This window comes from Coralloluteibacterium stylophorae, assembly GCF_018122625.2.
Taxonomy (GTDB): domain Bacteria; phylum Pseudomonadota; class Gammaproteobacteria; order Xanthomonadales; family Xanthomonadaceae; genus Coralloluteibacterium; species Coralloluteibacterium stylophorae.
The window spans coordinates 387,907-411,120 of sequence record NZ_JAGQFT020000001.1 but is presented as its reverse complement, the minus strand read 5'-3'; the positions used below and the strand labels follow the sequence as shown (position 1 = coordinate 411,120).

The 23,214-nt window shown below is 73.6% G+C and carries 18 protein-coding genes; 4 read left to right on the top strand and 14 right to left on the bottom strand.

Features of this window, described 5'->3' with window-relative positions; all coding sequences use genetic code 11:
- Window positions 1–6: 6 nt before the first annotated feature.
- The 3 genes from KB893_RS01810 to KB893_RS01800 all read right to left on the bottom strand — a co-directional run bounded on the left by KB893_RS01810 (window position 7) and on the right by KB893_RS01800 (window position 3,794).
- A complete protein-coding gene (locus KB893_RS01810; protein WP_211927721.1) occupies window positions 7–909 on the bottom strand; it encodes a hydroxymethylglutaryl-CoA lyase in 903 nt (300 codons plus the stop codon).
- On the bottom strand, window positions 906–2,903 hold the full coding sequence (locus tag KB893_RS01805) for an acetyl/propionyl/methylcrotonyl-CoA carboxylase subunit alpha (RefSeq protein WP_246505164.1): 1,998 nt from the start codon (window positions 2,901–2,903) through the stop codon (window positions 906–908). The genes KB893_RS01810 and KB893_RS01805 overlap by 4 nt, the downstream gene beginning before the upstream one ends.
- A 90-nt stretch (window positions 2,904–2,993) precedes the next feature.
- Window positions 2,994–3,794 (bottom strand): enoyl-CoA hydratase-related protein, encoded by an 801-nt coding sequence (locus KB893_RS01800; RefSeq protein WP_211927722.1) that lies wholly within the window; start codon window positions 3,792–3,794, stop codon window positions 2,994–2,996.
- A gap of 195 nt (window positions 3,795–3,989) precedes the next feature.
- On the opposite strand from KB893_RS01800, the gene gyrA reads away from it, so the two are divergent.
- Both gyrA and KB893_RS01790 read left to right on the top strand, forming a co-directional pair.
- On the top strand, window positions 3,990–6,644 hold the full coding sequence (gene gyrA, locus KB893_RS01795) for a DNA gyrase subunit A (protein WP_213173347.1): 2,655 nt from the start codon (window positions 3,990–3,992) through the stop codon (window positions 6,642–6,644).
- An 82-nt stretch (window positions 6,645–6,726) separates the two neighbouring features.
- Entirely contained in the window at window positions 6,727–7,317 is a 591-nt protein-coding gene (locus KB893_RS01790; protein WP_213173346.1) for a YrbL family protein, read from the top strand.
- Between the two features lie 10 nt (window positions 7,318–7,327).
- On the opposite strand, the gene KB893_RS01785 is transcribed toward KB893_RS01790, so the two are convergent.
- From KB893_RS01785 to lexA, 6 genes are all read right to left on the bottom strand, one after another.
- The gene (locus KB893_RS01785) at window positions 7,328–8,251 is read right to left on the bottom strand and encodes an oxygenase MpaB family protein (protein ID WP_213173345.1); all 924 of its coding nucleotides are present in this window, start codon (window positions 8,249–8,251) and stop codon (window positions 7,328–7,330) included.
- Between the two features lie 9 nt (window positions 8,252–8,260).
- On the bottom strand, window positions 8,261–8,911 hold the full coding sequence (locus KB893_RS18655) for an OmpA family protein (RefSeq protein WP_211925952.1): 651 nt from the start codon (window positions 8,909–8,911) through the stop codon (window positions 8,261–8,263).
- 662 nt (window positions 8,912–9,573) lie between these two features.
- Entirely contained in the window at window positions 9,574–13,086 is a 3,513-nt protein-coding gene (locus KB893_RS01775) for an error-prone DNA polymerase (protein WP_211925953.1), read from the bottom strand.
- A gap of 611 nt (window positions 13,087–13,697) precedes the next feature.
- Window positions 13,698–15,359: a Y-family DNA polymerase gene (locus KB893_RS01770; protein WP_211925954.1), complete on the bottom strand. Its 1,662-nt coding sequence runs from the start codon at window positions 15,357–15,359 to the stop codon at window positions 13,698–13,700.
- Window positions 15,360–15,366: 7 nt separating this feature from the next.
- Window positions 15,367–15,990, bottom strand: a complete 624-nt coding sequence (imuA, locus tag KB893_RS01765; protein WP_211925955.1) for a translesion DNA synthesis-associated protein ImuA — start codon at window positions 15,988–15,990, stop codon at window positions 15,367–15,369.
- 322 nt (window positions 15,991–16,312) lie between these two features.
- The gene (gene lexA, locus KB893_RS01760) at window positions 16,313–16,975 is read right to left on the bottom strand and encodes a transcriptional repressor LexA (RefSeq protein ID WP_211925956.1); all 663 of its coding nucleotides are present in this window, start codon (window positions 16,973–16,975) and stop codon (window positions 16,313–16,315) included.
- 113 nt (window positions 16,976–17,088) lie between these two features.
- On the opposite strand from lexA, the gene KB893_RS01755 reads away from it, so the two are divergent.
- Both KB893_RS01755 and KB893_RS01750 read left to right on the top strand, forming a co-directional pair.
- Entirely contained in the window at window positions 17,089–17,649 is a 561-nt protein-coding gene (locus KB893_RS01755; protein ID WP_211925957.1) for a LemA family protein, read from the top strand.
- Window positions 17,646–19,394 (top strand): DUF2207 domain-containing protein, encoded by a 1,749-nt coding sequence (locus tag KB893_RS01750; protein ID WP_211925958.1) that lies wholly within the window; start codon window positions 17,646–17,648, stop codon window positions 19,392–19,394. Before KB893_RS01755 ends, KB893_RS01750 begins: the two co-directional genes overlap by 4 nt.
- A 44-nt stretch (window positions 19,395–19,438) precedes the next feature.
- On the opposite strand, the gene KB893_RS01745 is transcribed toward KB893_RS01750, so the two are convergent.
- The 5 genes from KB893_RS01745 to KB893_RS01725 form a co-directional block, all read right to left on the bottom strand.
- Complete coding sequence (locus tag KB893_RS01745) at window positions 19,439–19,612, bottom strand: hypothetical protein (protein ID WP_211925959.1); 174 nt, start codon at window positions 19,610–19,612, stop codon at window positions 19,439–19,441.
- Window positions 19,613–19,705: 93 nt separating this feature from the next.
- Complete coding sequence (locus KB893_RS01740) at window positions 19,706–20,482, bottom strand: ferredoxin--NADP reductase (protein WP_211925960.1); 777 nt, start codon at window positions 20,480–20,482, stop codon at window positions 19,706–19,708.
- Between the two features lie 121 nt (window positions 20,483–20,603).
- Complete coding sequence (locus KB893_RS01735; protein WP_211925961.1) at window positions 20,604–21,560, bottom strand: cation efflux transmembrane domain-containing protein; 957 nt, start codon at window positions 21,558–21,560, stop codon at window positions 20,604–20,606.
- Window positions 21,557–22,048: a transglycosylase SLT domain-containing protein gene (locus KB893_RS01730; protein WP_211925962.1), complete on the bottom strand. Its 492-nt coding sequence runs from the start codon at window positions 22,046–22,048 to the stop codon at window positions 21,557–21,559. The genes KB893_RS01735 and KB893_RS01730 overlap by 4 nt, the downstream gene beginning before the upstream one ends.
- Window positions 22,049–22,111: 63 nt before the next feature.
- Window positions 22,112–23,134, bottom strand: coding sequence for a zinc-binding alcohol dehydrogenase family protein (locus tag KB893_RS01725; protein ID WP_211925973.1), 1,023 nt, complete (start codon window positions 23,132–23,134; stop codon window positions 22,112–22,114).
- Window positions 23,135–23,214 lie beyond the last annotated feature (80 nt).

Genomic DNA, 23,214 nt, shown 5'->3' with positions numbered 1-23,214 from the left:
GCCGGCTCAGCCCGCGGGCGTGCCGCGGCCGGCGCGCCCGACGCTGCTGGCGTTCTCGCGTCCCAGCAGCGCCGACAGCCAGCGCCCGGTGTCGATGAGGGCGTCCAGGTCGACGCCGGTGTCCATGCCGAGCCCCTCGAGCATGTAGACCACGTCCTCGCTCGCCACGTTGCCGCTGGCGCCGCACGCATAGGGGCAGCCGCCGGTGCCGGCCACCGCCGCATCGACCACGCGTACGCCGTCCTCCAGGCACGCGAGGATGTTGGCCAGCGCCTGGCCGCGGGTGTCGTGGAAGTGGACCGCGAGCGCCGCCATCGGCACCTCCGCGGCCACCGCACGCAGCATCTCGCGCGCCGCGCGCGGCGTGCCGATGCCGATGGTGTCGCCGAGCGAGACCTCGTAGCAGCCCATCGCGTGCAGCGCCCGCGCGACGCGCACGACGTCGGCGACCGGCACCACGCCCTGATAGGGACAGCCGAGCACGGTGGAGACGTAGCCGCGCACGCGCACGCCGTCGGCGCGCGCGCACTCCAGCACCGGCGCGAAGCGCTCCAGCGAGGCGTCGATGGAGGCGTTGACGTTGCGCTGGTTGAAGGCTTCCGAGGCGGCGGTGAACACCGCGATCTCCTCGACCCCCACGGCGCGGGCACGCTCGTAGCCGGTCGCGTTCGGCACCAGCACCGGGTAGTGCACGCCAGGACGACGCGCGATGCCGGCGTAGACCTCGGCGGCGTCGGCGAGCTGCGGCACCCACTTCGGGCTGACGAAGCTGGTCGCCTCGATGCTGCGCAGGCCGGTGGCCGAGAGGCGGTCGACCAGCGCGATCTTGTCGGCCGCGGCGATGATCGCCTTCTCGTTCTGCAGGCCGTCGCGGGGACCGACCTCGACGATGCGCACGCTGTCGCTCATTCGGCCTCCAGCGCGACCAGCACCGCATCGGCCTCGACGAAGTCGCCGACGCCCGCGCGCACCTCGGCGACGGTGCCGGCGCGCGAGGCCTTGAGGCTCAGCTCCATCTTCATCGCCTCGATCACCGCGACCTCGTCGCCGGCGGCCACCGCGTCGCCGGGTGCGACGCGCACCACCACCACCCGTCCGGGCATGGGTGCGACGACGCGGTCGTCGCCGGCGCCGGCACCGGCCTCCTCGTGCCGGTACAGCGGCACCGGCTCGACCTGCAGGCGCCGGCGGCCGTCGTGGACCACGAGCCGGTGCGGCTCGGCCGCGACCCGCATGCGGCGGCCGACGCCGTCGATGCGCAGGCTGAGCGCGTCGCCGTCCAGGCGCGCACCCTCGACCGTGGTCTCCCTGTCCTCCACCGTCAGCCGATAGGTGCCCGCCGCGCCATGCGCGCGCACCGCGATGCGGCGCTCGCCGTGCAGGAGCGCCAGGCTGCGGCCGCCGCGGTGGCCGAGGCGCCAGCCGTCGGCCGTCGCCCACGGCGAGTCGGGTTCGTTCGAGGCGGCGGCAACGCGTTGCGCGAGGCGTTCCTGTTCGAGCAGGCGGACCACCGCGGCGGCGGCCGCCAAATCGGCGTCGATGTCCGCGGCCGGCATGAACTCGTCGAGGTGGCGATCGAGATAGCCGGTGTCGATCGTGGCCCCGACGACCGCCGGATGCCGCGCCAGCCGCTCGAGGAAGCCGATGTTCGACTTGGGCCCGACGATGTCGCAGGCGGCCAGCGCCGCGCGCAGGCGCGCCAGCGCGCGAGGGCGGTCGGCATCGTGGACGATCAGCTTGGCGATCATCGGGTCGTAGAAGATGGTGACGGTGTCGCCCTCGACCACGCCGGAATCGATGCGCACGTGCGCATCGGGCGCCGGCAGGCGTAGCCGCTCCAGGCGTCCCGAACCGGGCAGGAATCCGGCTTCCGGGTCTTCTGCGTAGAGCCGCACCTCGATCGCGTGCCCGCGCTGGGCGATCGCCTCCTGCGCCAGCGGCAGGGGCTCGCCCGCGGCAATCGCGAGCTGCCAGGCGACCAGGTCCAGCCCGGTCACCAGCTCGGTCACCGGATGCTCGACCTGCAGCCGCGTGTTGATCTCCATGAAGTAGAAGCCGCCGTCGGGGGCGACGATGAACTCGACCGTGCCGGCGTTGACGTAGTCGATCGCCCGCCCGGCCAGCACAGCGGCCTCGCCCATCGCGTGGCGCAGCGCGGGCGTCAGGAAGGGCGAGGGCGATTCCTCCAGCACCTTCTGGTAGCGGCGCTGCGCCGAGCACTCGCGCTCGTTGAGATGGACCATCCGGCCGTGCGCGTCGCCGAAGATCTGGATCTCGATGTGGCGCGGGCTCTCGACGTAGCGCTCCAGCAGCACGCGGTCGCGGCCGAAGGCGTTGCGCGCCTCGCGCTGGCAGCTCTCCAGCGCCGCGGCGAACCCGGCGGACGCGCGGACGATGCGCATGCCCTTGCCGCCGCCGCCATGGGCGGCCTTGATCATCAGCGGATAGCCGATACGGTCGGCCTCGGCCTGCAGGCGCGCCGGCGCCTGGTCCTCGCCGGTGTAGCCGGGCACCACGGGCACGCCGGCGGCCTGCATCAGCTCCTTGGCGCCGGCCTTGCTGCCCATCTTCCGCATCGACGCCGCCTTCGGGCCGATGAAGACGATCCCCGCGTCCTCCACCGCCTCGGCGAAGTCGGCGTTCTCGGACAGGAAGCCGTAGCCCGGATGGATGGCCTGCGCGCCGGTGCGCCGCGCGACCTCGATGATCGCCTCACCGCGCAGGTAGCTGTCGGCGGGCCGGGGCCCGCCGATGCAGTGCGCCTCGTCGGCCTGGCGCACGTGCTGCGCGTCGGCGTCGGCCTCCGAATACACGACGACCGTGCGGATGCCGAGTGCGCGGCAGCTGCGGATCACGCGGCAGGCGATCTCGCCGCGGTTGGCGATGAGGACGGTGTCGAACATGCGGGAAGCCGGCAGGGAAACCCGCAGAACGTTAGCCGCCGCGCCCGCGTCCGTCGACGGGCGGCGCAGCATCCGCGCCTGGACCGCGGCTCAGACGGTCCAGGCCGCGGCGCGCTTGTCGAGGAAGGCGCCCAGGCCCTCCTGGCCCTCGGGCGAGACGCGCAGGCGGGCGATCAGCGCGGCGTTGCGCGCGTCGAGGTCCGCGGCGTCGAGGTCCAGCGCCACCTCGCGCGCCAGGCGCTTGGCCTCGGCGACGGCGATCGGCCCGGCCTTGGCCAGCAGCGCGCACTGGCGGTCCACCGCCGCGTCCAGCGCATCGGCCTCGACCACCTGGTGCAGCAGGCCGATCCGCAGCGCCTCGGCGGCGTCGAAGACCTCGGCGGTCTGGAACCAGCGCCGCGCCTGGCGGCCCCCGATCGCGGCGATCACGAACGGCGAGATCGCCGCCGGCACCAGGCCGAGGCGGGTTTCGGTCAGGCCGAACCTGGCGTCCGGCACGCCGACGGCGATGTCGCAGCAGGCAACCAGGCCGACCCCGCCGCCGAAGGCCGCGCCGTGCACGCGGGCGATGGTCGGCTTCGGGAACGCGTCGAGGCGGCGCATGAGCGCGGCCAGCGCCGCGGCATCGGCGCGATTGTCGGCCTCGGAGGCCGCGGCCATGCGCCGCATCCAGTTGAGGTCGGCGCCGGCGGAGAAGGACGCGCCGTCGCCGGCCAGCACCACGGCGCGCACCGCCGGGTCGCGCTCCAGGCGCGCCAGCGCCTGGTCGAGCGCGGCGATCAGGGCGTCGTCGAAGGCGTTGTGCAGCGCCGGCCGCGCGAGGGTGATGCGGGCCACGCCGGCATCGAGCGCGAGCCGGATGCCGGAGGCGGTGTCGGGGGTCTCGGTCATGCGTCGGCCTCGGGGTTCTGACACGGGCCCGCGATGGTAGCGGCGTTGCGCTCCGCGGCGCCGCCGGCGGGGTCTGGGCAGCGCCGCGCGTGCTAGAATCACGCGCTTTGCACGCGCACCCCGGGGCTCCGCCGCGGGCTGCGCCTTCCACCCGCCAGGGGAGCAGGCAAGTGCCTGCGCAACAACGGATTCCTGATGGTCGAGCACGCGAAGGAAATCATCCCGGTCAACATCGAGGACGAGATGCGCCGCAGCTATCTCGATTACGCCATGAGCGTGATCGTGGGCCGCGCGCTCCCCGACGTGCGGGACGGTCTCAAGCCGGTGCACCGGCGCGTGCTCTACGCCATGAACGAACTCGGCGCGCACAGCAACAAGCCGTACTACAAGTCGGCGCGCATCGTCGGTGACGTCATCGGTAAGTACCACCCGCACGGCGACGCCTCGGTCTACGACACGCTGGTGCGCATGGCGCAGCCGTTCTCGCTGCGCTACATGCTGGTCGACGGGCAGGGCAACTTCGGCTCGGTCGACGGCGACTCCGCCGCGGCGATGCGCTACACCGAGGCGCGCATGGCCAAGCTCACCCACGAGCTGCTGGCCGACATCGACAAGGAAACCGTCGACTTCCAGCCGAACTACGACGAGAAGGAGCTCGAGCCGTCGGTCCTGCCGGCGCGGGCGCCGAACCTGCTGATCAACGGCTCCGCCGGCATCGCCGTCGGCATGGCGACCAACATCCCGCCGCACAACCTCTCCGAGGTCATCAACGCCACGCTCGCGCTGATCAACGACCCCGAGCTGTCGATCGACGACCTGATCCAGTACATCCCGGGCCCGGATTTCCCGACCGCCGGCATCATCAACGGCACCTCGGGCGTGCACCTGGCCTACCAGACCGGCCGCGGCCGGGTGCGCATGCGTGCGCGCGCCGACATCGAGGTCGACGACAGGTCCGGCCGCGAGGCGATCGTCGTCACCGAGATCCCGTACCAGGTCAACAAGGCGCGGCTGATCGAGAAGATCGCCGAGCTGGTCAAGGAGAAGCGGATCGAGGGCATCTCCGAGCTGCGCGACGAGTCCGACAAGGACGGCATGCGCATCTACATCGAGGTCAAGCGCGGCGAGTCCGCCGAGGTCGTGCTCAACAACCTCTACGCGCAGACCCAGATGGAGTCGGTGTTCGGCATCAACATGGTGGCGCTGGTCGACGGCCGCCCGCAGCTGCTGAACCTCAAGCAGATCCTCGACGCCTTCATCCGTCACCGCCGCGAGGTGGTGACCCGCCGCACCATCTTCGAGCTGCGCAAGGCGCGTGCCCGCGCCCACATCCTCGAAGGCCTGACCGTCGCGCTCGCCAACATCGACGAGATGATCGAGCTGATCAGGACCTCGGCGAACCCGCAGGAGGCGCGCGAGCGCATGCTGGCCAGGCGCTGGGAGCCGGGCATGGTGCGCAGCCTGCTCGACGCCGCCGGCGCGGACGCCTCCAAGCCCGAGGACCTGCCCGCCGGCGTCGGCCTGCTCGAGGGCGGCTACCAGCTCACCGAGATCCAGGCCAAGGAAATCCTGGAGATGCGCCTGCACCGCCTGACCGGGCTGGAGCAGGAGAAGCTCACCGACGAATACCGCCAGCTGCTGGAGACCATCCGCGGCCTGATCGAGATCCTGGAGAATCCCGACCGCCTGCTCCAGGTCATCCGCGAGGAGCTCGAGAACCTGAAGGAGGAGTACGGCGACGCCCGCCGCACCGAGATCCGCCCCGCCGAGGAGGATCTCGACATGCTCGACCTCATCGCGCCCGAGGACGTGGTGGTCACGCTGTCGCACGCCGGCTACGCCAAGCGCCAGCCGGTCAGCGCCTACCGCGCGCAGAAGCGCGGCGGCCGCGGTCGCGCGGCGGCCTCGACCAAGGACGAGGACTTCATCGACCGGCTGTGGCTGGTCAACACCCACGACACCCTGCTGACCTTCACCAGCGCCGGGCGGGTGTTCTGGCTCAAGGTCTACCAGATCCCGGAGGCCGGGCCGAACGCGCGCGGCCGGCCGATCGTCAACTGGATCCCGCTGGCCGAGGGCGAGCAGGTCCAGGCCGTGCTGCCGGTGCGCGAGTACCGCGACGACTGCTACGTGTTCTTCGCCACCCGCAACGGCACGGTCAAGAAGACCCCGCTGACCGAGTACGCCTTCCAGCTGCAGCGCGGCAAGATCGCGATCAACCTCGATGCGGACGACGCCCTGGTCGACGCCCGCCTCACCGACGGCGCGCGCGACATCATGCTGTTCGCCTCCAACGGCAAGGCGGTGCGCTTCGCCGAGGACAGCGTGCGCTCGATGGGCCGCACCGCCACCGGCGTGCGCGGCATGAAGCTCGTGCCCGGCGAGACCGTGCGCAGCATGGTCGTGCTCGAGGGCGACGGCGACATCCTCACCGCCACCGAGAACGGCTTCGGCAAGCGCACCTCCGAGTCGGAGTACCCGCGCAAGGGCCGCGGCACCCAGGGCGTGATCGCGATCCAGACCAATGCCCGCAACGGTCAGCTGGTCGGCGCGATCCAGCTCACCGAGTCGCACGAGATCCTGCTGATCTCCGACCGCGGCACCCTGGTGCGCACGCGCGCCTCCGAGGTCTCGCACGTGGGCCGCAACGCGCAGGGCGTGACCCTGATCCGCCTCGGCGAGGACGAGAGCCTGCAGGGCGTGGCCGCGGTCTACGCGCTGGCCGACGAGGAGAACGGCGAGGACGAGGCGACCGTGGTCGAGCACGCCAACGAGGCGGGCGCCGGCCCGGCCGACGTCGCCGCCGACGCGGTGGCCGAGAAGGAACAGGACGACACGCCGGCGGAGTGATGCCGAGCGACCTGCGCCTGGCCTCGACGACGCCGCCGGACCGATCCGGCGGCGTCGTGCGTTGCGGCGGTCCGGCACCGCGATGAGCGACACCTGGAACGGCTATCGCGTGCTCGCGCGCGGGCTCAACCGGCTGGTGGTGGCGGACCCGGACGATCCGGAGGCCTGCCTCAAGTTCGAGAACGGCGGCGATCCCCGGTCCGGCGGGCACAACGCGGTGGAACTCGCCGCGCACGCGTGGCTGGCCACGCGCCTGGCGGACCACGACTGGCCATGGTTCGCGCGCTGTCGCGGACCGCTGCGCACGCCCCATGGCAAGGCGCTGCAGTGCGCGCGCGTGCGCCATGCCGACGGACGCGATGCCGTGGACCTGCAGACCTGCCTGGCCGCGCGCCGCTACGACGCGGATACGCTGTGCGCGGCCGCCGAGCGCCTGCAGGCGGTGGTCCTGCGCAACCGGCTGCCGCTGTTCGACGTCAACCTGATGAACCTGGTGCCGCGCGAGGACGCCTCCGGTGGCGTCGAGCTGGTCTGCGTCGACGTCAAGAGCCTGGTCCAGCGCAAGGAGGCGCTGCCGCTGTCGCACTGGATCGCCCCGCTGCGCGCGCGCAAGGTGCGCCGCCGCTTCGCGCGCCTGCGCCGGCGCATCCGCGAGGCGCTGCAGCCGGGCTGAGCGGCAGCGTTCACCAGTGCCGCAGGATCGCCGGCGACAGGCCCATGCGCCGGCAGCTCCGTGCCGCCACGCCTTCGGCCAGCGCGCCGCGCACCGCCGGTGCGGCGAGCGCGAGGCTGCGTGCGGCGACCGCATCGCCCACGCGCTGCACACGCGAGCGGCCGAGCAGGGCGCAGGCCCAGTCCGGCAGCAGCGCCGCGCCGGCACCGAGGAACACCGGCCGGATCGCACTGCCCATCGGCACCGGCAGTTCGGCCCGGTCGAGCACGCCCAGCACCGTCGCCGAGCGCGCGTCGTAGCGCAGTTCCGGCCGCACCCGCCGGAAATAGAGTTCGACCGCGGCACGCGAGCGCGGCACCCCGCGCGCGCCCAGCGCCTCGGCGATGCACGCGGTCTCGTCCCAGTAGCGGTCCTGGATCGCGGCCGGCACCGGCTTCACGTAGCGGCGGTAGCCCTGCAGGAAGCTCCACATCTCGGTGCAGTGCACCCAGGTGAGCAGGTCCGGATCGTCGGCCCGGTAGGGCGTGCCGTCGGCGGTGACGCCGCCGATATGGGTGTGGATGCCGCGCACGCGCGCGATCAGCGCATCGGCCGCGGCGGTCGGCGCGAAGCTGGTGCCGCCGACGAAGATCGTGGTCCGGCGCAGGCGGCCGAGCAGGTCGTGGCGGAAGTCGGAATGGTCCCAGACCCCGGCCAGCGCACGCGGATGCAGGGTCTGCAGCATCAGCGCGCACAGGCCGCCGGCCATCATCGCCGGGAAGTCGGCATGGATGCGCCAGGTCGCGCTGTCGGGACCGAACAGGCCCGGGTCGCCCACCGGCGCGGCGTAGTCGATCCCGGTGGTACGCGAGTCCGAGACCACGCCGACCACGAGGCGGCGGATGCCGGCGTGGAGCAGGGCGGTGGGATGCAGGCGGGCCGCGGACGGAGGCATGCGGCGGGCTCAGTCGCGGCCGATCACCACGGCGATGCGGTCGCGCGGGCCGTCCTGCGCATCCGGTTCGCCGGTGACCGGCGGGCCGTCGCCGTCGAAGCCCTGCGCGCGCAGGCGTCCGGCCGGGACGCCACGGCCGGTCAGCCAGTCGCGCACGGCCAGGGCGCGGCGCTCGGACAGCGCCTGCCGGTAGGCCGTGCTGGCGCCGGTGTCGGTGTCGCCGTGGATCGACACCGGACCGTCGGTGGCGCGGATCAGGGCCGCGAGGGTCTCGAGATCCTGCTGCGCGGTCAGCGTCAGTTCGGCCCGGTCGAACTCGAACAGCACTTCGGAGGGCAGGTCGACGCGGATGGCGCGATCGTCGATGCGGCCGCCGAGGCGCTCGACCAGGGTCTGCGGCGACGCCTCTGCCAGGGCGGCCTGCGTCGCAGCGTTCGAACCGGGCGCGCGTGGTCGCGGTGCGGGCGCAGTCGCCCGCGGCTCGTCGTCCGCGCCGGCCGGGCCGACGGCGTCGTCGGCATCGACCGGGCGGATGCCCGGGCTGCTGACCGGCGCGGCGGGCTCGTCGGTGGTCGGCGGGCCGCCGGTCTCGGGATCGCGGCAGGCGGCGAGCGCCAGGCACAGGACGAGGCAGAACAGGACGGGCGCGGCGTTGGACACGGTGGATCCCCGGGGAGGCTCGCGCGCACATGTAGCAGCGCGGCCGTCAGTGCGCGGTTAATCGGCGGGGGCGGTGAGGCGGTCGCACGATCCCGCGGCCGTGGACCTCCGTAGGAGCGCTTCAGCCGCAATGGGGACGGGCGTTGCGGTGATGGTGGAGCGGGAGTCGGGAATGCAGACCTCGCGGTTGCAGGTATCCCATGTGGGAGGGGCTTCAGCCCCGACGTGGCGTCGGAATCTGGCGGCAGGCCCAGTCGCGGCTGAAGCCACTCCTACAGAAGCCCGCGTCATCGCCCGCGGCCATGACCCTGCGTAGTAGCGGCTTCAGCCGCAATGGGGACGGGCGTTGCGGTGATGGTGGAGCGGGAGTCGGGAATGCAGACCTCGCGGCTGCAGGCATCCCATGTGGGAGGGGCTTCAGCCCCGACATGGCGTCGGATCTGGCGGCAGGCCCGGTCGCGGCTGAAGCCGCTCCCACAGAAGCCCGCGCCCAAGCCCCAAGCCCCAAGCCCCGAGTCCCGAGTCCCGAGTCCCGAGTCCCGAGTCCCGAGCCAAAGCCAAAGCCAAAGCCAAAGCCAAAGCCAAAGCCAAAGCCAAAGCCAAAGCCAAAGCCAAAGCCCCAGGTCCCGATTCCCGCTTCCCGCTTCCCGATTCCCCACCCACTAATGAAAATCCCGCGACACCGGCCCGATGCCCGGCAGCAGGTCGCCGTAGTCGTGCAGGCGCTCGGCGATCAGGTGGCTCACGCCCTCGCGGTGGTCGACGCGGCCGTCGACCGCGAGCAGGACCGCGCCTAGCAGTTCCGCGCGCTGCCGCTCGGCGACGCTGCGGCGGACGATGACGTTGACCACGCCGGCCTCGTCCTCGAGCGTCAGAAAGGTGATGCCGCTGGCGGTGTCGGGGCGCTGGCGCAGGATCACCAGCCCGGCGCAGCGCACGCGGCTGCCGCTGCGCAGGCGCGGCAGGCGGTCGCTGCGCTGCACGCGGCGCCCGGCGAGCGGGCGGCGCACCAGTTTCAGCGGATGGGTGCCGAGGGTGAGGCCGAGGGTCGCGTAGTCGGCGTGGGTGTCCTCCGCCACCGTCGGCGGGCGCAGGGCGAGCGCGCCTTCCGCGGTCGGCACGTCCAGCAGCAGGTCGCGACGCGAGGCGCTGCCGGCGATCTCCCACTGCGCGCGATGGCGATGCCCGGCCAGCGCACGCAGCGCACCGGCGTCGGCCAGGCGGTTGCGCGCATGGGCGTCGAGGCGGGCGCGGGCGACCAGGTCGGACACGTCGCGGAACGGCCGCTCCGCGCGCGCGGCGACGATGCGCGCGGCGCTGGCCTCGTCCAGGCCCGAGATCAGCCGCAGACCGAGCCGCAGCGCATGCGCGCCGTGGTATCGCCGCGCGTCGCGGCCGAGGCCCGACTGCGCCTGCGGCAGCAGCTCCAGCGTGGAATCCCAGTCGCTCGCGGCGACGTCCGGCGGGCGCACCTGCACGCCGTTGCCGCGCAGCTCCGCGACGATCTGCGCCGGCGCATAGAAGCCCATCGGCTGCGCGTTCAGCAGACCGCAGGCGTAGGCCGCCGGGGCGTGGCACTTCAGCCAGCAGCTCACGTAGGCGAGCAGGGCGAAGCTCGCCGCATGCGCCTCGGGGAAGCCGTAGCTGCCGAAGCCGCGGATCTGCTGGAACACCTGCTGCGCGTACTCGAGGCTGTAGCCGTTGCCGGTCATGCGCTCGATCACCATCGGCTCCCAGTCGTCGAGGCCGCCGCGGCGTTTCCATGCCGCCATCGCCCGGCGCAGCCGGTCGGCCTCGCCGGGGTCGAACTTCGCCGCCACGATCAGCAGCTGCATCACCTGTTCCTGGAACAGCGGCACGCCGAGCGTCTTCTGCAGTACGGCCTGGATCTCCGGCTTCGGGTAGACGATGGCCTCCTCGCCGCTGCGGCGGCGCAGGTAGGGATGCACCATGTCGCCCTGGATCGGACCCGGGCGCACGATCGCCACCTGGATCACCAGGTCGTAGTACCTGGCGGGCTTCAGCCGCGGCAGCATGCCCATCTGCGCGCGCGACTCGATCTGGAAGGTGCCCAGCGTCTCGGCGCGCTGGATCATCGCGTAGGTCGGCGCGTCGCCCTCGGGGATGCCGGCGAGGGTGAGCGTGTCGCCGTGGTGCCTCGCGATCAGCTCGAAGCCCTTGCGCAGGCAGGTCAGCATGCCGAGCGCGAGGCAGTCGACCTTGAGCAGGCCGAGCTCCTCGAGGTCGTCCTTGTCCCACTGGATCACGGTGCGGTCGGGCATCGAGGCGTTCTCGACCGGCACCAGGTTCCACAGCGGTTCGCCGGAGATGACGAAGCCGCCGACGTGCTGCGACAGATGCCGCGGCTGGCCCATCAGCTCCGCCACCAGGGCCACCAGCAGGCGCATCTCGCGCGCGTCCGGATCGAAGCCGGCCTCGCGCAGGCGCAGGTGCAGGGCGACCTCGCCGTGCGCCCAGGAGAAGGCGTGGGCGAGGCGGTCGATGCCGTCCTCGCCGAAACCCAGCGCGCGCGCCACGTCGCGCGCCGCGCTCTTGGCGCGGTAGCTGATCACCGTCGCCGCGAGCGCCGCGCGCTGGCGCCCGTACTTGGCGAAGACGTACTGGATGACCTCCTCGCGGCGCTCGTGCTCGAAGTCGACGTCGATGTCCGGCGGCTCCTTGCGCGCCTTGGACACGAAGCGCTCGAACAGCATCTCGATGCGGTCGGGGCCAACCGAGGTCACCCCCAGGCAGTAGCAGACGATGGAGTTGGCCGCCGACCCGCGGCCCTGGCAGAGGATGCCGCGCCCGCGCGCCCAGCGGACGATGTCCTCGACGGTGAGGAAGAAGGCCTCGAACCCGCACTCGGCGATCAGCGCGAGCTCCTTCTCGATCTTCTCGCGCGCCGCTGGCGGCACGCCCTGCGGCCAGCGCCGGACGGCGCCTTCCTCGGTCAGCATGCGCAGGTGCCCGGTGGGGGTCCGGCCCGGCGGCACCAGCTCCTGCGGATAGTCGTAGGTGAGCTGGCGCGGCGAGAACGTGCAGCGCGCGGCGACCGCGAGCGTCTCGCGCAGGGCAGCGTCCGGGTACAGCGCGGCCAGCTCGGCGATCCGGCGCAGGTGGCGCTCGCCGTTGGGAAACAGCGCGTGCCCGCAGTCGGCGACGGGCCGGCGCAGGCGGATCGCGGTCATCACGTCCTGCAGCCGGCGCCGGCTGCGGCGGTGCATGTGCACGTCGCCGGCGGCGACCAGCGGCAGGCCGGAGACCTGCGCCAGGTCGTGCAGGCGGGCCAGGTGGGCGTCGTCGCCGGCGCTGCGGTGGAGCTCGAGCGCGATCCAGGCGCGCCCGGGGAAGCGGGCCGCCAGCCAGGCCAGCTCCTCGCGCTGGGCCGCGAACTCCGCAGGCACGGCCTCGGCCGCGATGGGTACGGTGGCGCGGTGCCGGTGGGACGGGGATCGGGAATCGGGACCTGGCGGCCGCACGGCTCCGCGGCCATGGGCCTCCGGAGGAACGCTTGCAGCCGCGACCGGATCGTCGCCTCCGGATGTGGCGCAGGTCGCGGCCGAAGCCGTTCCCACGGGGGCGTCCGCGGCGCGCGGCGGCAGCCACAGCGCCAGCAGGCCGTCCAGCGGCTGCGCGTCGAGATCGGCGCGGGTCAGCCGGTAGTCGCCCTTGCCGGCATTGCGGCGCGCGGTGGTGATCAGCCGGCACAGGTTCGCGTAGCCGGCGCGGTCCGCGCACAGCAGCACCAGCCTGGGGCCATCGACCAGGGCGAACTCGCTGCCGACGATGAGCTTGAGCCCGCTTTCCTCGCTCGCCTCCAGCGCCCGCACCATGCCGGCGACCGAGCACTCGTCGGTGATCGCCAGCGCCGCATAGCCCTGCGCCTTCGCGGTGTGGAACAGCTCCCTGGCGGTGGATGCGCCGCGCTGGAAGCTGAAGTTCGACAGGCAGTGGAGCTCGGCATAGGCGGCGGCGCGCCGCGGCACGCGCGGCGGCTCCCCGGCCGCACCGACCGGCTCGCCCGGCCGGCCCGCCTCCACCCGGCGCAGCGGGGTGACCGTGCCGCCGCCCTGCGATCCGGCCCCCGCAGGCGCCCGGTCGTCGCCTGCAGGAGCGGCTTCAGCCGCGAGCGCAGCGGGGTGTCGCGTGACGTGGTCCTGGCGACGCGGCATGCCCGGTTCGAGGCGGGCGCTTCCGGTCGCCTGCGATCGCTCGTGCAGGCCCCGCTGCCGCACCGCGCCGGCCCCGGCACAGGTCACCGGCCGTTGCGGTTGCTGTTGCGGTTCCCGGTGAGGCGCTTGGCCATCCCCTGTAGGAGCGGCTTCAGCCGCGACCGCACCGGGGGAATCGGTGACCAAGCCCGCACGGTGCCACGTGACCGAATCGAGGCGGACGCTTCGAGTCGCCTGCGATCGCTCGTGCAGGCCCCGCTGCCGCACCGCGCCGGCCCCGGCACAGGTCACCGGCCGTTGCGGTTGCTGTTGCCGTTGCCGTTCCCGGTCCCCGTGAGGCACGGCGGACGCCTGGAGGATCAGCCGCGCAGCGGGCGCGGGCAGGGACGCCCGGAAGGCGCCCGCGCACCCGCAGGTGCGGAGCACCGGAGGGCGGGCCGCCCGGGGTGCCCTTTCTTCTTGGTTACTTCTTTTTTGGGCAAGCAAAGAAGAAGTGACCCGGAGCCCGCAGCGCTTCGGAAGCCGTTGCGGCTGCCGTCGATCCAACAGTGGATCGGGCGCGGGCCGCCTGTGCCATGCCTCGCAGGAGCGGGCGAACAGCCACGACCCGCTCATGCGAACCACCCATGCAGCATCCAGCCCTCGCCGCCGGCCTCGCGGTAGAGCCAGGCGCGCTGGCCGGTGTCGAGGTCGGCGGCGACGTAGTCGCGGCGGGCGTCGGCGTCGTCCCACCAGCCGCTCTCGATGCGTTCGCTGCCGCCGACGAGGCGCACGATGCGGGCGCGCAGCGGGACCGGCTCGGGCAGCAGCCACAGCGGCCGGCGCGCGACCGGCGCGGAGTGGACGCGCGCCCCGTGGGCATCGTTGGCCGGGTGGGGCAGGAAGCCGTGGGGGCGCGCCGGCGGGAGCAGGTGGAGACTGGTTGCCTCGTGGTGGCGTCGCGGCGGCGAGGGCGATGCCGGCTCCGTTCGCGCATCCGCTGCTGTGGCGGATGCCGGTTCCGATGCACGCTGCAGCGCGGCCGGTGTGTCGTGCGCTTCCGTCGGCAGGGCGCGCGCGGGCCTGCGCCGACGCGACGGCGCAGCCGGCCTGCGGGTGGTCTCGCCTGGCTCCAGCACCCGCCAGGCGCGTTCCGGGCGGTGGTCGGCGGCCACCGCCAGGCTGCGCACGCTGTCGTCGCCGAGGCGTGCGCGCAGGTGCTCGACCAGGGCGTCGTGGTCGAGCGCGCCGCGGCTGCCGGCCTCGAACAGGTCGCGCAGTTCGGGCATGAACGGCGGCAGGTGCTCGGCGACCAGCTGCAGCCCGTGCGCGGGCGCGGCCAGGGCATGGCGCTCGAGCCGGCCGCGGGCGGCGTCGAACAGCGCCTGGGAGGCGCGCATGGGCTTGCGCAGGCCGACGGCGAGCTCGGTCCGCGGCGCGCCCTCGTGCACGAACCGCAGCACGAAGCGCGACACCCCGCCGTCGCGGGCCGACAGGAACGCAGCGAGCGCGTCGACCAGCCGCCTGAGCGGGAACAGCAGCGCGCCGCTGTCGGCGATGCCGTATTCGAACTCCATCCCGCGCTCGAAGCGGTCCGGCGGGCGGTACAGCGTGCGGATGTCCTCGGCGCGTCCGCACAGGCGGTCCAGGTGCAGGCCGACCGGCTTGCCGACTCGGCGCAGCAGGTCGGCGCGCGGCAGCGCCAGCACCTCGCCCAGCCGGCGCAGGCCGGCGCGGGCGAGCAGGGCGGTGGCCTCGACGGGCAGGCCGGCGGCCTCCAGCGGCAGCGTGCGCAGGGCCGCCGCGAGCGCTCTGCGGTCGCCGAGATGGCGGCCGTCCTCCAGGCTGGCGAAGGCGTGCGCGGCGGCCGGCGTCGGCGCCACCGCGATCCGGTGCGCATGCCCGAGCCGCGACAGCCCCTCGCGCAGGCCGGCGTCGATCGCCGTCCAGCCGCCGAACAGGCGCAGGCTGGCGCCGACCTCGAGCAGCACCGCGTCCGGCAGGGCGATGGCGACCTGGCCGCTGAAGGCGTAGGCCATCGCCGCGGCCGTGGTCAGGCAGGCGCGCTCGGCGGCGGGATCGCGCGGGCGGACGGCGAGGTCGGCGGCGAGCGCGCGGGCGGTGGCGCTGGTCAGGCCGGGATGGATGCCGAGCGCCTGCGCCGCCGGATCGGTCCCGACCAGGCGGCGGTGCCGGTGCGCCGGGTCGTGGACCGCGCGCGGCGCGTGGTCGTCGCGGTCGGCGAAGACCGCCTCGACCGCCAGCGCGGGGAGATGGAGACAGGCCCAGAGCATCGCCGGCTCAATGCGCACGCGCCGCGTGCAGCGGCTGGCTGGGGGCCACGGCGCCGCGGCACTTGAGCACGCGGATCTCCAGCCCGTCGCCCTGCGCCGCCAGTGCCAGGCGCAGGGCGGCCGGACTCGGGTTGCGCGCATGCCGCAGCGGGCGCAGGGCGATGCCGAGCGCGCTGCCGTCGGTGGCGGCGACCTGCAGGCGGCGCATGACGCGGTCGTCGCCGCTGCCGACCCAGCCCAGGACCGCGCCGAAGCAGCCGGCGCGCAGGCATTGCTCGCTGGCCCAGGCCGCGCGCGGCGGCGGCGCGTCGACCCAGGTCAGGCGCTCCAGCGGCAGGCCGGCCTCGGCCAGCGCCGGGGCATAGGGGATCCACGGCGGCGCGACGAAGGCGATGCGCTCGCGGCGGGCGATCCTGCGCAGGGCCGGCAGCAGCAGGCCGAGTTCGCCGATGCCGTCGGCCGGCAGCAGCAGCTCGGTCAGCGCCGCGCGCGGGAAACCGCCCCAGGGCAGGGCGGCGTCGAGCACGTCCAGCCCGCTGGCCACCGCCTCGGTGGTCCGCGCCAGCGGCCTGCCGGCACGGTACAGCCGGCCGTCGCCGAGCGCAGCGGAGAGGGAGACGACGGCACCCATGGCTCAGGCGCCCCCGGTCGCAGGCGCGGCCTGGTCCCGCGCAGGCGCGGCTCCGGCCGCGAGCCTCCCCTGTGGGAGGGGCTTCAGCCCCGACGCCTGCCCGGAGCGGGCCGAGCCGACCGCGGCCGAGGCCGCTCCGGCGGAAGTCTGTCGCGCCCGGGGGGGCTCTCCGGATGTGGCTCGCGCCCCTGCAGGCGCGGCTCCGGCCGCGACGGGTGCACCCCGGCCGGGACGCCCGTCGGGGCTGAAGCCCCTCCCACAGATCGCAGCTGGGGCCGCTCCGGCGAAGGGGCGGGGGAAGGCGGGAATGCGCATGACGGCCTCAGGTGCGGCGGATGGCACCGACATACAGGCCCTCGATCGCAAAGTCCGAGACGTCGCGGCCGATCTCGATGGGGGCGAAGGCGGGGTTCTCCGACAGCAGCCGGATCCGCGCCGGGCTGGCGTCCAGGCGCTTGACGGTGATTTCGCCCTCGACGCGGGCCACCACGATGCGGCCGCTGTCGGCCACCGGGGTGCGGTGCACGGCGATGAGGTCGCCGTCGAGGATGCCGGCGCCGGTCATGCTCTGGCCCTCGACCCGCAGCAGGAAGTGCGGGCGCGGCCGGAACAGCGCGGGATCGAGGCCGAAGTGCGCCTCGATGTTGCCTTCGGAGAGGATCGGACTGCCGGCGGCGACGCGGCCGACCAGGGGCAGGCTCAGGCCGCCGGGCAGGGCACGCAGCCGCGGTGCGCGCGCCGCGCTCGCCCCGCTGGACGACGGCGAGGGCGCCCTGCCGCCCAGCAGCCGGATCCCCCGCGCCTTGCCGGCGGCGAGCTCGATCCAGCCCTTGGCCTCCAGCGCCTGCAGGTGCTTGCGCGCGGCATTGGGAAGGATGCCGAAGGCCCGCGCCAGCTCCGCCAGGGTGGGCGGGCGCCCATCCGCGGCGAGGCAGGCGGCGAGGTGGTCGAGGATGGCCTGCTGGCGGTCGGTGGGGGTGTCCATGGTGTCCATTTTTACACCATTCGGGTGGCCGCGGTGTGGAGCCGGTCGCTCCCGCTGATGCGACACTCGCCGGTTCCGGACGGCCCGCGGCCGTCGATGCGCGCGGGGAACGCATGCAGGCAGGACCGTGGATTGCAGTGACGGCAGTGGCGCTCGCCGCGCTCTGGGCCGTCGTGGTGTTCAACCGCCTGGTGCGCCTGCGCAACCGGGTGCGCTCGGCCTGGGCCGACATCGACGTGCAGCTGACCCGGCGGCACGACCTGGTGCCGATGCTGGTGGAGGCCGTGCGCGGCCACGCGGCGCACGAGCGGGCCACCATCGAGGCGGCGACTGCGCTGCGCGCGCAGGCGCTGGCCAGCTCCCGGCCGCCGGAGCTGGCTGCGATCGAAGACGCGCTGGGGCGCTCGCTGGCGCGGCTGCTCGCCCTGCGCGAGGCCTATCCGGACCTCGACGCCAGCGCCAACTTCGCGCAGCTGCAGCGCGACCTGGTGGGGATCGAGGAGCAGCTGCAGTACGCGCGCCGCTTCTACAACGGCGCCGTGCGCGATCTCAACGACGGCGTGCAGCGCGTGCCGGACCGCATCGTCGCCACCGCCGCCGGCGTCCGCGCGGCCGAGTTCTACGAACCCGATCCCGCGGCCCGCGCCGCTCCCGTCGTGGAGGCGACCCGATGAGCCGCAGCCTGTCGTTCCGCCTGCTCCTGGCCGCCGTGCTCGCCTGCCTGGCCTGCGCCGCCGGCGCGCGCGAGCGGGTGCTCGCCTTCGACCAGGACGTGCAGGTCCTGGCCGACGGCAGCCTCGAGGTCATCGAGACCATCACCGTGCGCGCGGAGGGCAGCGCGATCCGCCGCGGCATCTACCGCGAGTTCCCGACCCGCTACCGCGACCGCCTCGGCAACCGCGTAGCGGTCGGATTCGAGGTGCTCGGGGTGGAGCGCGACGGGCGTCCGGAACCCTTCTTCACCGAGGACCGCGCCAACGGCGTGCGCATCAACACCGGCGACGACGCCCTGCTCGATGTGCCGGCCACGATCCGCTACACCCTGCGCTACCGGACCACGCGCCAGCTCGGCTTCTTCGACGACCACGACGAGCTGTACTGGAACGTCACCGGCAACGGCTGGGCGCTGCCGATCGAGGCGGCGTCGGCGCGGATCACGCTGCCCTCGGCGCCCGGCGCCGATGCCATCGCCGCCGAGGCCTACACCGGCGCCTACGGCGCACGCGGGCGCGAGGCGAGGGTGGAGACCCGCGCCGACGGCGCCCTGGTGGAGAGCACCCGCGGCCTGGCCCCGGAGGAAGGCATGACCGCGGTGGTCGCCTTCCCGAAGGGGCTCGTCGCCGCACCGTCGCAGGCGCAGCGGGTGGCCTGGCTGCTGCGCGACAACCTCGGCCTCATCGTCATCGGCCTGGGGCTGGCCGGGGTGCTGGCGATGTACCTGGTCGGCTGGCTGCGCCACGGCCGCGACCCGCGGCCGGGGACGATCATCCCGCGCTACGAGCCGCCCGCCGGCCATACCGCCGGCGGCGTGCGTTTCATGACGAAGATCGCCTACGACGATGCCGCCTTCACCGCGGATGTCGTGCAGCTCGCGGTGGACGGGTTCCTGCGCATCCACCACGACATCGCCGGCAAGGAACCCTGGCGGCTGGAGATCACCGCCGAGGGTCGCATCGGGCCCCCGGACGATCCCGGGCAACGCGCCGTGCTCGCCATGTTCGCGGAAGACCGACGCGTGGTCGCCATCGGACAGGACAACGCCGCCCTCCTGGACGAGGCCAGGACCGGGCACGGCGGTGCCCTGCACGCGCGCTACCGGCCCGCCTACATGCGCGCCAACGGAGGCTGGCTGTTCGCCGGAATCGCCGCCAGCCTGGCGACGGCGGTGCTGGCCTTCGCCGTCAGCGGCGGCCACGGCATCGGCCTGATCGCCGCCGGCGTGCTCCTGCTGGTGGCGCTGAACGTGGTGTTCGGCATCCTGATGCGTGCGCCGACGGCGAAGGGGCGGGCGCTGCTCGACGAGATCGAGGGCTTCCGGCTCTACCTGCGCGTGGCCGAGCGCGAGGAACTGGCCAGGCTCGGCCTGCCCGGGAACGAGCCGCCGCTCGACGGCGGGCGCTACCAGGCGCTGCTGCCCTACGCGCTGGCGCTGGATCTCGAGGAAGCATGGACCGCGCGCTTCACCGAGGCGGTGGGCGAGGCGGCGGCGCGGCGCGAGCTGAGCGGCTCGTCGTGGATGCTGGCGCCGGGCTTCATCGGCGCCAGCGCGCAGGACATCGGACGTGCGCTGGGCGCCTCGCTGTCGTCGCAGATCGCCTCGGCGACGACGCCGCCCGGCAGCAGCCCGGGCAGCAGTTCCTTCGGGGGTGGCGGCTTCTCCGGCGGCGGGGGCGGTGGCGGCGGAGGCGGCGGCCGCTAGGTCCGGACGAAGAACGGCCCGCGCGAGGCGGGCCGTCGGATGCATCACTCTTCCTTCCTGTCCTTCTTCTCGCCCGGCGCCTTGGCCGGCACGAACGGCGAGACCGGATCGCTTGCCGGGAAGGTCTCCTCCAGGGCCTCGTCCTGGTTCTCCTCGCAGTGTTCCTTCTCGGTCTCGTCCTTGCCGGGTGCGGGAGTGCGCTCGCGTGGTGTGTTCATGGAACCTCCTGCTGGTCATGGCGACGCGGCGGGGAGGCCCCGACCGCGTTCGACGCAGCAGGGTGCGACGGGGTTCGTGAAGGCCGCGCGGCCTCACTTCTCGACGAAGGCGCGCTCGAACACGTACTCGGCCGGGGTGCCGATCCGCGGCGAGGCGGTGAAGCCGCGGGCGTCGAGCAGCTCGCGGAAGTCGGCGAGCATCTGCGGGCTACCGCAGATCATGGCGCGGTCGTGGGCCGCATCCAGCGGCTCGATGCCGAGGTGCTCCATCATCGCGCCGCTGGCCATCAGCTCGGTCAGGCGGCCGCGGTGCACGAAGTCCTCGCGCGTCACCGCCGGGTAGTACAGCAGCTTGCCGGCGAGGATCTCGCCGAGCAGGTCGTGTTCCTGCAGCTCGTGCTGGATGTAGTCGCGGTAGCAGAGGTCGGCGACGTGGCGCACGCCGTGGCAGACGACGACGCGCTCGAAGCGCTCGTAGGTCTCCGGGTCCTTGATGATCGCCAGGAACGGCGCCAGCCCGGTGCCGGTGCCGAGCAGGTAGAGGTTGCGGCCCTTGTGCAGGTCGTGGATCAGCAGCGTGCCGGTCGGCTTGCGGCTGACCAGGATCTCGCTACCGGGCTGGATGTGCTGCAGGCGCGAGGTCAGCGGACCGTCGGCCACCTTGATGCTGAAGAACTCCATCTCCTCCTCCCAGTTGGCGGAGGCGATCGAGTAGGCGCGGACCAGCGGGCGGCCGTCGACCGGCAGGCCGATCATCACGAACTGGCCGTTCTCGAAGCGCAGGCCTGCGCTGCGGGTCGTGGTGAAGCTGAAGTAGGCGTCGGTCCAGTGCCTGACGGCGAGGACGCGCTCGGTATCGAATGCGGACATCGGTCTCGTTGGGTTGGGCCGGCGGCGATACGGCTGACCGGAAGCCGCCCATTGTAAGCCGCCGCGCCGTGCGGGTCTCGCGCACCGGATGCACGCCCCCGGCCGGCGACGCCGCGACCGCTCACGCCAGCGGATGGCGCAGGGTCACGTTCGGATCGTGGATGCGCCAGCTGATGCGCGCAGCGCAGGCGGCGGTTTCCCGGTACAGCGTCTCGTCCTGGGCTTCGCTCACCCCCGGGCGGGTGTCGATCACCACGTCGCCCAGGAGCAGCCAGCCCGACTCGCGCAGGCGCACCTCGGCGTCGGCCACGCCCGGCAGCAGGCGCAGGGCCTCCTCGAAGCGCTCGACCAGGTCGTCGGGTCGGGTGTGGTCGGCGATCTGCATCGGCCGCCGGTCCATCAGCGCGCCGAAGGCGCGGCCGCTGTTGCGCACGCCGTCGTGGATGACGCTGAGCGAGACGAAGATCGCCGCGGCCGCGTCCATCCACCACAGGCCCAGGCCGATGCCGAGCACGCCGACCGCGGCGGCCAGTCCCGTCTGCCAGTCGGCCTTGAGCATCTCCGAGCTGCCGTGGAGGGCGCGGTCGTGCAGGGCGATCGACGGCCCCTGCAGCCTGTGGCCCAGCCATACCGCCGGCGCCACCGCCCACAGCAGGGCCGCCCACATCAGCCAGCCCGTCCACAGCTGGCGCTCGCCGACGAACACCGAGCCGAGCGTCGGGCGCTCCCCGCGTGCCAGCGTCGAGAGGCCTTCGTAGAGCAGGATCCCGCCCACCGCGATCAGCGCGAACGAGCTGACCAGGTAGGCGGCGTTGACCGCGCTGAAGCGGCCGAAGGGGAAGATCGCGTCGGGCTGGCGGCGGCGGAGGCGGTCGGCGACCAGGAAGGCGACCGGCGGCACCAGCATCAGCATGTCCTCGATCCAGGCGGTGCGCATGGCCTGGGATTCGCCGGCGGCCAGGCCCATGGTCGCGATCACGGTGAGGCTGTAGGCGATCATCCAGCCCTGCAGCCGGCGCGCACGTGCGGCGTGGGCGACGACCTCCGGCGGCGCGTGGAACGGGGCGATGGGCCTCACCGGGCCGCCTGCCGGTCCTGCTCAAGGAAGGCCTCGACCCGCAGCAGGAAGCGGTTCTCGCCCGGCTGCACCGCCCACACGTGCGCGGGCACGAAGACCTCGGCATCCGCCGCGGCGTAGCGCTTCGCGGGGAAGGGCCGGCTCATGCCGACGCGGCGGTCCCAGGGCGAATCGGCGGCGATCGCGCCGACCACCAGGTCGACGTCGGCGATCTGAAGCGCGTGCATCAGCTGCGATTCGCTGCCCGCCCGCCACACCGGGCGCGCGCCGAGGGTCGCGGCGAAGCGCCGCACCGCGTCCGCCTCCGCACCCGTCCGCGCCGCCGCATCGGTCCAGCCCGGCGCATCCACCACGCCGATGCGCAGGGTGCCGCCGACGATGCGTTCGGTGCTGCCGGCGGGATCGCGCGGCAGGTCGCAGCCGCAGAGCACGAGGACGAGCGCGAGCGCCGATGCGCGCCGCAGCGGAGACGAGGGGATGGACGCCATGGCGCGCGATCATCCGGCGCCATGGCGTGGTGGAGGCGTGTTGATGCCCCGGCGCGCGGGCGATCAGTCCTTCCAGCCGGCGACCACGATCTTGCCGATCGCGGTGCCGCTCTCGAGGCGGCGGTGTGCCTCGCGCAGGTTGGCCGCATCGATGGGCCCGAGCCGGGTCTTGAGCGTCTGCCTGAGGCTGCCGTCGTCGATCCACGCGGCCACGCGCTCGAGGATGCGGTGCTGCTCGATCATGTCGGGCGTGCGGAAGCGGGCGCGGGTGAACATCATCTCCCAGGCGTGGGTGACGCTCTTGGCCTTGGCCTCGGCGGTCGCCAGCGGCCCGGTGTTGTCGACGATGGTGACGATGCGGCCCTGCGGGCGGACCAGGTCGACCATCTGGTCCCAGTACGGGTCGGTGTTGGCGAAGTCGGCGATCCAGTCGACATGGGCGAAGCCCAGCGCCTCGACCTGCGGCCGCAGCGGCCTGCGATGGTCGACGACGTGGTCGGCACCAAGCTCCTGCACCCAGGCCGAGGTCTCCTCGCGGCTGGCGGTGGTGATCACGGTGAGCCCGGCGCGCCTGGCGAACTGGATGCCGAGCGAGCCCACGCCGCCGCCACCGCCGATGATCAGCAGGCTCTGCCCGGCATTGCCACCCTCGGGGTCGAGCTGCAGGCGGTCGAACAGCGACTCCCAGGCGGTCAGCGCGGTCAGCGGCAGCGCCGCGGCCTGGGCGAAGTCCAGCGTCCTCGGCTTGAGCGCGACGATGCGCTCGTCGGCCACCGCGTAGCGGCTGTTGCCGCCGGGGCGGGTGATGTCGCCGGCGTAGTAGACCTCGTCGCCGGGACGGAACATCGTGACCTCGGCGCCGACCGCCTCGACCACGCCGGCCACGTCCCAGCCGAGGATCCGCGGGCTCGGCTGCACCGGGGCGTCCTTGGGCGCGCGCACCTTGGTGTCGACCGGGTTCACCCCGACCGCCTCGACCCGCACCAGCACGTCGCGCGGCTCCGGCACGGGCATCGGCACGCTGAGATCCTGCAGCGCGTCCGGGTCGTCGATGGGCAGGTAACGGGTGAGGCCGACGGCCTTCATGCTGGCGGTGGACATCGTGGGCTCCGGCGGGGGTGGATCCCGCACTCTAGGCCCGCCGTCGCGCCGCGCGAAGGCCCGCG

What these genes read in the sequence shown, in the direction of transcription:
- KB893_RS01810 (WP_211927721.1), bottom strand. Translation starts at nt 909, where the DNA reads ATGAGCGACAGCGTGCGCATCGTCGAGGTCGGTCCCCGCGACGGCCTG.
- KB893_RS01745 (WP_211925959.1), bottom strand. Translation starts at nt 19,612, where the DNA reads ATGAACACACCACGCGAGCGCACTCCCGCACCCGGCAAGGACGAGACC.
- KB893_RS01770 (WP_211925954.1), bottom strand. Translation starts at nt 15,359, where the DNA reads ATGCTCTGGGCCTGTCTCCATCTCCCCGCGCTGGCGGTCGAGGCGGTC.
- imuA (WP_211925955.1), bottom strand. Translation starts at nt 15,990, where the DNA reads ATGGGTGCCGTCGTCTCCCTCTCCGCTGCGCTCGGCGACGGCCGGCTG.
- KB893_RS01725 (WP_211925973.1), bottom strand. Translation starts at nt 23,134, where the DNA reads ATGAAGGCCGTCGGCCTCACCCGTTACCTGCCCATCGACGACCCGGAC.
- KB893_RS01800 (WP_211927722.1), bottom strand. Translation starts at nt 3,794, where the DNA reads ATGACCGAGACCCCCGACACCGCCTCCGGCATCCGGCTCGCGCTCGAT.
- KB893_RS01775 (WP_211925953.1), bottom strand. Translation starts at nt 13,086, where the DNA reads ATGCCGCGTCGCCAGGACCACGTCACGCGACACCCCGCTGCGCTCGCG.
- KB893_RS01750 (WP_211925958.1), top strand. Translation starts at nt 17,646, where the DNA reads ATGAGCCGCAGCCTGTCGTTCCGCCTGCTCCTGGCCGCCGTGCTCGCC.
- KB893_RS01740 (WP_211925960.1), bottom strand. Translation starts at nt 20,482, where the DNA reads ATGTCCGCATTCGATACCGAGCGCGTCCTCGCCGTCAGGCACTGGACC.
- KB893_RS01805 (WP_246505164.1), bottom strand. Translation starts at nt 2,903, where the DNA reads ATGTTCGACACCGTCCTCATCGCCAACCGCGGCGAGATCGCCTGCCGC.
- KB893_RS01785 (WP_213173345.1), bottom strand. Translation starts at nt 8,251, where the DNA reads ATGCCTCCGTCCGCGGCCCGCCTGCATCCCACCGCCCTGCTCCACGCC.
- gyrA (WP_213173347.1), top strand. Translation starts at nt 3,990, where the DNA reads ATGGTCGAGCACGCGAAGGAAATCATCCCGGTCAACATCGAGGACGAG.
- lexA (WP_211925956.1), bottom strand. Translation starts at nt 16,975, where the DNA reads ATGGACACCCCCACCGACCGCCAGCAGGCCATCCTCGACCACCTCGCC.
- KB893_RS01790 (WP_213173346.1), top strand. Translation starts at nt 6,727, where the DNA reads ATGAGCGACACCTGGAACGGCTATCGCGTGCTCGCGCGCGGGCTCAAC.
- KB893_RS01755 (WP_211925957.1), top strand. Translation starts at nt 17,089, where the DNA reads ATGCAGGCAGGACCGTGGATTGCAGTGACGGCAGTGGCGCTCGCCGCG.
- KB893_RS01730 (WP_211925962.1), bottom strand. Translation starts at nt 22,048, where the DNA reads ATGGCGTCCATCCCCTCGTCTCCGCTGCGGCGCGCATCGGCGCTCGCG.